This window comes from Pseudomonadota bacterium (genome assembly GCA_030860485.1).
Taxonomy (GTDB): Bacteria; Pseudomonadota; Gammaproteobacteria; order JACCXJ01; family JACCXJ01; genus JACCXJ01.
In genome coordinates, this window is record JALZID010000102.1 from 1 (window position 1) to 10,734 (window position 10,734).

General features: G+C 64.5%; 9 protein-coding genes and 1 pseudogene. 6 read left to right on the forward strand and 4 right to left on the reverse strand.

Features of this window, described 5'->3' with window-relative positions; all coding sequences use genetic code 11:
• Positions 1-455 precede the first annotated feature (455 nt).
• The 3 genes from M3461_06020 (at position 456) to M3461_06030 (ending at position 2,811) form a co-directional block, all read left to right on the forward strand.
• Positions 456-719 (forward strand): MarR family transcriptional regulator, encoded by a 264-nt coding sequence (locus tag M3461_06020; GenBank protein ID MDQ3773937.1) that lies wholly within the window; start codon positions 456-458, stop codon positions 717-719.
• Positions 720-1,095: 376 nt separating this feature from the next.
• On the forward strand, positions 1,096-2,241 hold the full coding sequence (locus M3461_06025; protein ID MDQ3773938.1) for a CHAT domain-containing protein: 1,146 nt from the start codon (positions 1,096-1,098) through the stop codon (positions 2,239-2,241).
• 183 nt (positions 2,242-2,424) lie between these two features.
• Positions 2,425-2,811: a hypothetical protein gene (locus M3461_06030; GenBank protein ID MDQ3773939.1), complete on the forward strand. Its 387-nt coding sequence runs from the start codon at positions 2,425-2,427 to the stop codon at positions 2,809-2,811.
• Between the two features lie 407 nt (positions 2,812-3,218).
• Here M3461_06030 and M3461_06035 read toward each other — a convergent pair whose 3' ends face one another.
• From M3461_06035 to M3461_06050, 4 genes and pseudogenes are all read right to left on the reverse strand, one after another.
• Positions 3,219-3,611, reverse strand: a complete 393-nt coding sequence (locus tag M3461_06035) for a hypothetical protein (GenBank protein MDQ3773940.1) — start codon at positions 3,609-3,611, stop codon at positions 3,219-3,221.
• Positions 3,572-4,111 carry a hypothetical protein gene (locus tag M3461_06040; protein ID MDQ3773941.1) on the reverse strand — a complete coding sequence of 180 codons (540 nt, stop codon included), beginning with the start codon at positions 4,109-4,111 and terminating at the stop codon, positions 3,572-3,574. The genes M3461_06035 and M3461_06040 overlap by 40 nt, the downstream gene beginning before the upstream one ends.
• Positions 4,095-5,672 carry a hypothetical protein gene (locus tag M3461_06045; GenBank protein MDQ3773942.1) on the reverse strand — a complete coding sequence of 526 codons (1,578 nt, stop codon included), beginning with the start codon at positions 5,670-5,672 and terminating at the stop codon, positions 4,095-4,097. The genes M3461_06040 and M3461_06045 overlap by 17 nt, the downstream gene beginning before the upstream one ends.
• A gap of 62 nt (positions 5,673-5,734) precedes the next feature.
• A pseudogene (locus M3461_06050) lies at positions 5,735-6,252 on the reverse strand (caspase family protein).
• Between M3461_06050 and M3461_06055 the strand changes: the two are divergent.
• From M3461_06055 to M3461_06065, 3 genes are all read left to right on the forward strand, one after another.
• Positions 6,187-7,974 (forward strand): hypothetical protein, encoded by a 1,788-nt coding sequence (locus M3461_06055; protein ID MDQ3773943.1) that lies wholly within the window; start codon positions 6,187-6,189, stop codon positions 7,972-7,974. The pseudogene M3461_06050 and the gene M3461_06055 sit on opposite strands and share 66 nt — an antisense overlap.
• On the forward strand, positions 7,971-8,462 hold the full coding sequence (locus tag M3461_06060) for a winged helix DNA-binding domain-containing protein (GenBank protein ID MDQ3773944.1): 492 nt from the start codon (positions 7,971-7,973) through the stop codon (positions 8,460-8,462). Before M3461_06055 ends, M3461_06060 begins: the two co-directional genes overlap by 4 nt.
• Positions 8,463-8,696: 234 nt before the next feature.
• Positions 8,697-10,607 (forward strand): BREX-1 system adenine-specific DNA-methyltransferase PglX, encoded by a 1,911-nt coding sequence (locus M3461_06065; protein MDQ3773945.1) that lies wholly within the window; start codon positions 8,697-8,699, stop codon positions 10,605-10,607.
• The last annotated feature ends 127 nt before the right edge of the window (positions 10,608-10,734 follow it).

Here is a 10,734-nt window from a genome sequence, read left to right on the forward strand (position 1 = left end):
AAGGCCAAACTCACTACCAGAAAGGCTTACGGTTTTCGGACCTATCATGGGCTGGAAGTCGCTTTGTATCATGCACTTGGCGCTCTACCGGAACCAAAGTTCACCCACAGATTTTCCTGAGGAGGGCCCTTTTTAAGACAGACGAGGCAGTACCATGAGCTGGGTATGCCCGGGGGAGAGATGACTCATTGCATGGGACTGATTCTGGGGATCTACCGCTACGAGCATGAGTCGAAGTCGGAATTCAGGGAATGGTCTGTTGACATTCCGCTCGAATGCGCTGGCGATCGGCTGCGTGAGTGGCGGGAGCGAGGCCAAGGTCTGGCCTTCGCCGAGGCAATGGATGAGTCCATCCAAAAGCGTTGCCGGAACTGGGCCAGATACCTCCTTCGAGCGGGAGGTCGACCCTAGCCATGGAGGCGGACGGCGCAAGAAAGCGCGGCGCTCCTCAAGGCATTGCGTCGGCAGGACGCTGCCCGACGCAAGCACGCTATACCGTAAAGCAAGGGCAATACCTCGCGTTCATCTACTACTACACGAAGATCCACGGGCGTTCGCCGTCCGAGGCAGATATGCAGAGTTTTTTCAAGGTATCGCCTCCTGCAGTACATCAGATGGTCCTGAGCTTGGAGAGGCTGGGGTTCATCGAGAGGACACCCGGTCAAGCCAGGTCACTCAAGCTGCTGCTGAACCGCGAGCAACTGCCGGACCTGATGTGAGTGCGTGACGATTCTCTCCGGACGACGGACCGGTTTGGAACCATCACGATGATAACTAAACTAGAATATTCTTAGCGTCCTCCTCTGAATGGAGCTCTACGCGCAATCGGTGGATATGCTACTGGCAAGGATCGCGACCCTCCTAAGGCCCGCGCAGCATCGGCACCAACCGAGAAATTGCTATTGCGAAACCGCATTTTTTCTTGACTGTTCAGCTCGGCTTGCGCCGCGATTTTCTGGGTGCGGTCGACCGGGTAGCCGGGGGCTTCGCGTCGCCCGCCGGTCTCGCGCCCTTACTACCGGGGACCGACTCGGCACTCCGCCGTTCGCCCGTCACGCCGGGGGCCGCCGACACGGGGTCGGCTGCATACGGCGCGTGTCGCCCATTCCCGAGGAGGTACGGCGCGAGCTCTGGGAGGAGCAATATCGGCGCGCCGGGCAGCAGCCCGGGCACAGGAACGGCGAGGCCGGGCCGCCGCCCGAGGGGAACCCGCCCGCAGTCGCCGGACAGCACCCATCGCCGCCGCTATCGAAGATCACGCTGGCCGAGCGGCTGAAGTATGTCTTTCTCTCCGAGCGGGCGCGGGTGGAGGCGGTGGTGCACCAGCGCCAGCCGGGGCTGATCGAGGCACTGGTAAAGAACGCGATCCATGTGAAGCAGGTCAATCCCGATCTCGCCCGTACCCTGTTCCAGCTCATGGTCCCGATAGGCTTCAAGGCGGCGGCCCGCGACACCGAGCGCCTGGTGCTGCTGGTGGACGGCTATACCGCTAACCTGCCGTGGGAGATGCTGCAGGCGGACGACGAGCCGATGGTGCTGAAGACCGCAGTGGTGCGGCAACTGGTGTCCACCCGCTTCCGCAGCTCGGTGCGCAGCACCACCAACAAGACCGCCTGCATCATCGTCGATCCCTCGACGGAGGGCTTTCGCGAGCACTTTGGCAGGCCGGGCGGCTTGCCGCTGCCCCGGCTACCCGGTGCCGTGCAGGAAGGCACCGCGGTGCGCGAGATCCTCACCACCGCGAAATATGAGGTCGAGCTCGCGCCGTCCGATTCCGCCGCCCTGGATGTGATCGCCAAGCTCTTCAAACATCCCTATCGCATCCTGATGATCGCCGCCCATGGCGAGCTCGAGTTCTGCACCCGCGACGGCAGCCCACGCAGCGGCGTCGTACCTCTCCGATGGCGTTTTGCTCACCGCCGCCGAGGTGGGGCAGATGGAGGTAGTCCCCGATCTGGTGTTCCTCAACTGCTGCCACCTCGGCAAGGTGGATGCGGTGCCCGCCTACAACCGGCTCGCCTACAGCGTGGCCCGGGAGTTGATCGAGATCGGAGTGCGCTGCGTGGTGGCGGCGGGCTGGAAGGTGAACGATCAGGCGGCGCGCACGTTCGCGGAGTCGTTCTTCAACGCCTTCGTCGGCGAAGGCAAAGCTTTCGGCCCCGCCGTGCACTCGGCACGCAAGGCGACCTACTACGGCCACGCCGGCTGCAATACCTGGGGCGCCTATCAGGCCTATGGTGACCCGAGCTTCAGATTGGAACCCGGCCGGGACGGGACCGAGCCCGTCGCAACCACGCCGGTATCGCCACGGGAGCTGGTCGCAGGCCTCGGGAGGCTACGGGCCGATGCGCAGCACGACGAAATACGGGATCTCAAAAAGGCCACGCGGCAGGTGAATGAACGCCTTCGGTTGGCACCGCCGGAATGGGCGGACCTGCCCGAGGTGCAAAGGCGATCGAGCAACTCGCCAACCTCGAGGCGCGTGCGGGCGAAAAGCAAGGCGGCGCGGAGGGACTCTGGCTCATCGAGCGAGCCATCGACAGGCTCGAGGGACTGCTCTCCTGCACCCGGGAATCGACGCCCAAAGCGGAGGCTGCGGCCGCGGAGACGCCTCTCGGCGCCAAGGGTCGGACCAACGCCGAGCGCTGGTCCTTGTTGGGTAGCGCGTGGAAACGAAAAGCGGCCGTGCTTGCCGGGACGTCTTCTCCCGACTGGGGAGCCGTCAAGGAGGCCCTCGAACAGAGCCGCAACGCGTACCAGGGGGATTTGGCTCTGCGAGCGGGGCAGATCTCGAGCCATACCCGGTGCTGAACTGGCTTCAACTGAACGGCCTCTTGGGCGACTTCGATCCCGACACGAAGAATCAATTCATCCAGTTGGCCGAATATGCCGCGAAGCGCGCCCGGCAGCGTTTCGCCGGATCCTACGACTTCTTCGACGCCGTCATGCCGGCGCATGCAGAGCTGGCGATCCGGATGATTGAGCGCACGCTCGCAGCGTCCGCAGACACACTCACGAAGGCGTACCACGACGCGGTAGCCGACGTGCCCAGCAATGCACGGCAATTCGATTCGGTGGTCCATGAACTTCAATTGCTGGCACGTTTCTACACACTGCGAGGTTCGCGGGATGATCTGCACTCCGCCGCCGCACTTCTGGAAGTGGCGCACAAGCTCGACCCGCAGAGCGCTCAACGTCCCGAGGGCCTCGTCGTTCCACTACGCCTTGGCAGCCTGCAGGATCGCCTGTGTCGGCACGCCGACCACGCCGTCGCCGAACCAGCGGTCCTTGTTGTTCGCGCGATATCCTTCCCAGAGCGCCGCAACGAAATAATCTTGCTCCTGGGCGCCACCGCTGTCCTGGAACCCCGGCCGCGGCAGCAATTGCAGCGCGCCGGGAAATCCGGCGACGACGTCGAGCACCCCCTGCCGCGCCAGGTTGCGCACCACGTCGGACTTGCCGAGCAGTGTCTCCACCATCCCGTGCGAGCCGTTGTTGGGCGTGCCGAGCATCACGAAGCGTCCCCCGGATCGGGCGATGACGTCCTTCCAGATCTCGGGACGCCCCGCGATCATGGCGCGCACCACCAGCCCGCCGGTGCTGTGGGCCAAAAGGCGCACGGGCGGCTCGGGTTCTCCTCGAGCGCCTTGCGCACCACCTCTGCCAGTCTGTCCGCGGTGTCCTGGATCGGTCGGCGCCAGTCATAGGGGAAACGGATCACCGTATGGCTTGCTTCCAGGCGTTCGGCGAGGTCGCCATAGAACGTCTCGAACAGAGCTGCCTCGCGCACCTTCGGGGCATCGAGGCGGATCGGATCCAGCCCGCCCCCCAGGACGTTGGGAGGGCCGAACCACACCCTTTCGCCGTCACCGGGTTTTTGTGCGTCGCTGCGCACTTCCAGATGCGAGGCCATGATGCCGGGCAGCAGGATCACCACCGGCCGGCTGTCGGGTGTCACTACGCCCCGTGTGGCGGCACGCGCGCGCAGCTCGATCGGCTGCGACTCGCGTCCTTCCTCCAAGAGGCTGAATGCAGGCAGATCCCGGGGCGCATCCACCGTGAGCCAATCGCGCAAGGCACTGCGGGTGACGCGGTTATCGAAATAGGTCAAGTGATGGACCGACTCGCCGCGGTCGTATAGGTAGCGGGTGTCCCGGGGACGCGCCAGCCCGGCGAACATGGAGGCGGTATCGACCACCAGATCGTTGTCCGCCTTGTCGAAGAACATCCAGTCTGTAAACATGACGGGGATGCGCTTCTGCAGGCTCGCCCCCTTCGATGTCGCCCGCGATCACCGCCATCTCGACGCGCGGCCCGCGGCGTGCACGCGCCAACAGCATCCCCATCGGCGCATCGGTGAGCATGGCCTCGATACCGGGCACAAGCTCCGGGTCGACTCGCTTGTCGGCGATCTCGAGGACGATGCGCTTGAACGCGGACGAAACGGCGCTTCCCGCCGGGCCGGTCAGCGCGCCCGCCAACTTGACCGTAAGCGACAGCAAGCCCGAGAGAAACACTTCGAGGTTGTCCGAGAGCAGGGTGGTGCCGCGGGCGGGGCACGCCACGCGCACGTAGCGTTCGATCTGGAATCGCTTGTCGTCGAGCAACCCGCGGAGCTCACGGAGCTTGCGCTGCTCTTCCGCTGCGACCTTCTCCCGCACGCGCCTCTGCCACTCCGACTCGTCCTTGCCGACCGGCACGACGCGCCGGTAGGCATCGATAGCCGCATCATCCAGCGCGCCGAGGCACAAGAGGTCGCCGACCAGCCCGCCGCGGGAATGCGTGACGAGCGACAGTCTCGCCCCGGCCGGCAGGGTGTGGGCAAGTGACAGGGCGTTATCGATCGGGCTCTCGGAAAACGTGCGGTGCTCGAAGCCGAAAACCCGCTCGCCGAACTGCCGGGTGAGCGACTCCCAGTCCGTGGAAGCTCGCAGATCGTTGAAGGCGGCGAGGGTGTGGGAGCCGGTGCCGTGGATCAAGATGAGCAGCGGTCCCGCCTGCACCGCCTCGGTGAGGCGCGGATCGTCCGCTCTGCACCGGTCAGAGCCCGCCAGCTCACCGCCGTGCCAGAGATACAGCCTCGGCTGACCGGCGAGTTGCGACTCGATGGCCCACATGAGGGCCTGGGCGCCGAGCGCGGAGGCGCCCAGCTCTGCGTCGATCGTCTCGGCCGCCTTCTCCCCCAACCATTCGATCGCGCGTTGCTTTGCCTGGGCCAGCGCTAGGTCGATGATGGCGTCCCGGTCGAGACGCAGTACCGAGACCTTCTGCCAGACCCAGTCCCCCAGCCCGTGCGAGGCGGCCTCGCGGTCCCGAAACCGCGAAAGATCGATCTGCCCGTCCTTCACCGCTTCCGGGTAGAGCCGCGCGAGCTCCTCCTGCAGCCGATCGCTGCGCATGAAGATGGTGGTGCCGTCCCCGGCCTCCAGCGCCAAGAGCTTGCGGTCGTCCTCGATCGTACGCGTGTCCGGCGCGTCACCGCGACCGATCGCCGCCAGCGTGTAGCTCTCCTCCACCACGACGTTGGCGAGGAAGGGTTCCGGCCCGCCCCCGACGCCGCGGCTGGCGGCCTGCAGCACCGCCGGCAGCGGTTTCTCGGCGTCGGCCAGGTCCCCGGCATCGGCACGGACCGGGATCAGCAGGACGGGTTTTTTCTCGGTGGGGTCGGGCATGGGGGGACTCCGGGGTTGATCGTGATGATCGAGTGAGGGATGCTTGCGAGGCAGTGCGCGCGCTACTCGAATATCTTGAACCGCCGTGCGCCCCGTGAACCCAGGATCTGCGGCGCCTGGGGCAGGCGCGTCGAAGGCAGGTAATCGCGAATAGCGGCGAACCACTTTTCGTAGCTGGCCCCGGCGGGCAAGCTCTTGAGTGTCTTCAGCGCGTAGTAGGTGAAAGCGCCGTTGGGCCGGTTCTGGAAACTGGTATCCCAGCTATACTCGGTATCTTTGCACCCGGCGAGGAGCAGATCGCCGCCCGTGCGCGCCAACCCGCCGGAGAGGACAGGGGCCGAGTGAAATTACGTGGCAACTGGCTCGCGGGCATCCAGACGGCCGGCGGAAGAAAGCGCGCGCGGGGCATGCCGGGATCGATGTCGCTCTCATCGCCGCGGGTCACCGAGCCGGAGTGGCAACTGTCCGAGATCAGCAGGATGCGCACGCCTCGTGCGCGATTTGCGAAGAGCGCATGGAGGTCATCGTCGAGCAGCGGGCCGTTGCCGGCGAGATCGTGGGGACAGAGTGCCTCGTCGCGGGTCGGGTTCGTCGCCGGAGGCATCCAGGCAAGGCATTCCAGGACCTCGCTTCCGAGCTCCGCCCGCGCAGCCAGCAGGAGAAGAAGAGTGTGTTCTGGGCCGTCTCCCTTAACGATGCCATCGACCGCGAGACCGTCGAGGTGTTTCGATCGACGGAGATGCTTAAGCGCAAGGAGCGCGAAGCAAAGACCGCCGATGAAACCGCCCTCATCGGCGAAGAGAAGGTTCGCCTGCGTCGGTACATGGACGAGCTTCGGCGTCTGCTGAAGGCGGCGTGCCTCTCGGGCAGCGTCTACTTCCGCGGCAATGACCGCAGCCCCGGCGACCGCGCTGTCGACGTCGGCAAGAGCGCGGCCGAAATCCTCGGCCATGTGTTGCCCGAGGTCTTTGACCGCTTCAAGGAAGCCGCTGCCCGCTCCAACGATGTGAAGAAGGGCGTCGACGCACTGTTCACGGCGGAGAATCTGCGGGGACTCCCTGCCGTGTTCGGTGGGCTCGGACTTCTTCGCGACGAGAGGGGCAGGACCGTCTTTCGCGTGGAGAGCGGACCGCTCGCAGAGGTGCAGAGCCGGATCGAAGAGCGCGCGAACTACGGCGACACGGCCAGCGGGCGCTTCCTCGCCGATGAGTTTGCGAAGGAACCATTCGGGTGGGACTTCGAGGCTGTACGCCTTCTCGTCCTGTCCCTGCTGCGCGCCGGAAAGATCGAGGCGACCAGCAAGGGCCAGACGATCGACTCGGCGACGGGCATCGAGGCCAAGGACACCTTCTCGAACAACAACCTCTTCCGCCAGTCGTCCTTCCGCCCGAAGAGGGGCATCGAGTTCGAGGAGCTCGTGAAGGCTTCGGAGGGGTTTCGCGACACGTTTGGCAGCGAGGTGCGTGAGCTCAACGCTGGGGCGATCGTCGCGGAGCTGCGTCGGGAGATCGCGCACCACGAAGACACCGTCGCGAGCGCGCTGAGGCAGATCATCGCCAACCGCCTGCCCGGCGGGACCGTTCTCGACAGCGCCCTTGGCCAGATGAAGGCGATCCTCCGGGGGTCCGAGGACAACACCATCGCCACGTTCAACGCGTCGCACCGATCGATCAAAGACGCGATCAAGCGCGCCTCGGAGCTGGAGCAAGCACTGACCGAGCCGCGGCTTCGAGATCTCGACCGGGCGCGGCAGGCGCTCGGCACCGCGTGGCCATTTCTGCGGGACGAGGCGGACCTCACCGACGCCCTTCGATCCAAGGCCGTTGCGCTCGAGGATCTGCTGGCGCGCGAGACGTTCTTCCGCGAGCTGCCGACGATTGAGCAGCACACGGGTGCGATCGAGTCCGAATACGAGCAGCGCTACGAGGAAGCCCTGCAGGCGCGCATCACCGCATACACCAACGCCTTCGATCGTCTCGTGAAGACCCCTGGCTGGGGCGACATCGACGAAGACGGCCAGCGCAGGATCGCCGCGCCCTTGGAGCGCGGAAAGTCGAAGGACAAGGAGCGCTTGCCGATCCCGCAGCTCCGCTCCGAGCGCGACGCATGCGAGTCGCGGCTCAGGGCGGCGACCGCCGAAGTGCACAGGCTCATCGAAGGTGAACGCCTCGTGAGCGTGAGTCTCGGGAGCTACTTCGGCGGCGGCATCGAAACCGAAGAGCAGCTCGACGCCGCGCTTGAAGGCATCCGCGAGGAATGCGCGCGGCTTATAGGCTCGGGCAAGAAGGTGATGGTGCAATGAGCGACGTGCCCCAGCGCGAGTCTCTGACCGTTGAGCTCAAGAAGCGCGAACAAGAAGTCCAAGTCGGCTTGTTCCGGGTCTTAGTTCCTTCGGTCGAGCCACGCGCGTATCGCGAAGCCGCGCGGCCGACACAGAAACCGATCGCGGCGGCGCGCGGGGTGTTGGAGCGCCTGGTCGAAGCGGGACTGTTTCGCGCACACGGGCAAGCGCGTGGTCGCACGTACACGCTCAGTGCGTCCGTGTATCGGAAGCTCGGCCAGGATGCGGGCTACGTGCGGCAGGTCGGTTTCGAGCCAATCCAGCAGGAAGAGATGGTGCGCCGATTTGTACGGGAACACGGCAGCGTTCGTCGCGGGGACGTCATCGAGCTGTGTCGGATCGGTGCGCAGCAAGCTAAGCGCCTGCTCGCGCGGCTTGTCGCAACCGGTGCTCTCGAACGCGTAGGCGCAGGCAAGGGGACCCGATACGGACAGGGACCAAATATATGACCGCGACCGTAACTGTTCGGTCGCGACCGAATATACGGTCGCGACCAGCGGCCCGGTGGTTTCCTGGGGCAGTCTTGGAGGTTAACCGCGATGAGTAGTCTGCGTAATGCAACGCAATTGTTACGCAATTCCTGCCCCCTCCGCACAGCATTTTGGCGTGTTTTCACGGGGTTATGGTCTCCTCTGATTGCGTAGATTCGACTCGGCTAGAACCGAATCGCGGAGTCTGGCCTGATGGATAAGGACACACGCAACGCCATCGAACGCGCGACCCAGCGGGCGAGGAAGGTTCTCGAGGACGACTTTGCTTCGCAGCTCGAGGCGACGTTCGACGTGCTGCGTGCTGGCACTGTTGCGGCGAAGGCCGGCCCGCACCTGTCCCCGCGGCAGGTCTTCCAGCGGGACAAGATCGTCGCCACGATCGAGCACAAGCGGGCGGCTGGCATGAGCGGAGCGGAAGCCGTCGCCGACTACATCCGCGACGCCGCGTTCACGACGGTCAACCGTTTCGTCGCGCTCAAGATGCTCGAGGCGCGCGAGCTGGTGCAGGAGTGCATCACCAAGGGCGAGCAGTCGTCGGGCTACCGCGAGTTCTTCGGCCTGGCGCCCGGCGTGGCCCTGCTCCCCGACAGCGCCGGCTATCGCCTCTTCATCGAGAGCCTGTTCGACGAGCTGTCGACGGAGGTAAAGGTCCTCTTCGACCGACGGGATCCGGCGTCGGTGCTCTGGCCGAAGCGCGCGACGTTCGAGGCGCTGCTGGAAGTGCTGAACGCAACGGACTTGTCCGGCGTGTGGGGTGAGGACGAAACCATCGGGTGGGTGTACCAGTTCTTCAACTCGGGCGACGAGCGCAAGAGGATGCGCGACGAAAGCCAGGCACCGCGCAACGGTCGCGAGTTGGCCGTTCGCAACCAGTTCTTTACGCCGGGCTACGTCGTTCAGTACCTCACCGACAACACACTGGGGCGGATCTGGTACGAGATGCGTGTAGGCCAGACGGCGCTCGTCGACCGCTGCGAGTACATGGTGCGCCGGCCCGATGAGACGTATGGGCCGCGGACGAAGAAGGACCCGCGCCAACTCCGGATCCTCGACCCTGCGTGCGGCAGCGGGCACTTCTTGCTCTATGCGTTCGATCTGCTCATCGCGATCTACGAAGAGGCGTACTTCGACGAGCACGCTCCGAATAGCGAAGTGACTGGCCGGACACTTGCGGCCGACTACCCGAACATCCATGCACTGAGGCGGGCACTGCCCGCGCTGGTCCTTGCCCACAATCTTCATGGCGTCGACATCGACCCGCGTTGCGCGCAGATCGCGCAGCTCGCGCTCTGGATGCGCGCACAGCGCGCCTTCCTGGACTTCGGTATTGGCCGTGCCGATCGCCCACTGATTCGCCGCTCGAACATAGTCGTGGCCGAGCCCCTCGTAACAGACGACGGGACGCTCAAGGAGTTCTTGGGGAAGCTCGGCGACGCCGAGCTAGGTCGAGTGTTCACGGACTTGGTTGAGACCCTGAAGCTGGCAGGCGACCTAGGTCTTCTCCTGCGCGTCGAGAATGTCCTCACCTCCCGGCCGGGACTGGGGCAAACGGGAGACCTATTCGCTGAACCAGAAGCGCGCATTCGATCTGCTCTCGAGAAGTTCACTGCAGCATCGAGCGCGGACGGCAACACCAAGCGCCGCCTCTTTGCTGATGACGTGGCAGAAGGCATAGGCCTACTTGAGACGGCAGAGAAGAACTTTGACGTTGTGGTGATGAATCCACCCTTTGGTGAGGCATCACTGTCGGGCGACCCGAGCCTTGTCGCCTCGTATCCAGACTGGAACAACAATTTGCTTTGCGCGTTCGTCGCGAGGGGAGGCGAACTAAATACCGAGAATGGCGTTACAGGCGCGCTGTTTGACCGGACGGCAGTCGTCAAGAGCAGCTACGAGTCGTTTCGTCGCTCGGTCCTACTACCAGACGATCGGATTGGCACGTTTGCCGACCTTGGATGGTCAGTTCTGGATGCGAATGTCGAGGTAGCGGCTTGCGTGCTTGGCAAGAAGCGAGGTGATTCGCCTGCCGCATTCTTTGACGTCAGATCTCATTTACCAGAACAAAAGGCTCAGCACTTGAAAGCACTGGTTAGTGGTGTGTAGACCCTATCGTTGCATAAATGTCGCTTGACTGAGGATCTCAGGCGGCTTGCACGGCTTCGAGGTAATGCAACAACTCCTCTTGGACCGCCGGATTGGCGGACATGCTTAGGGTGAGCTGCCCCTGAGG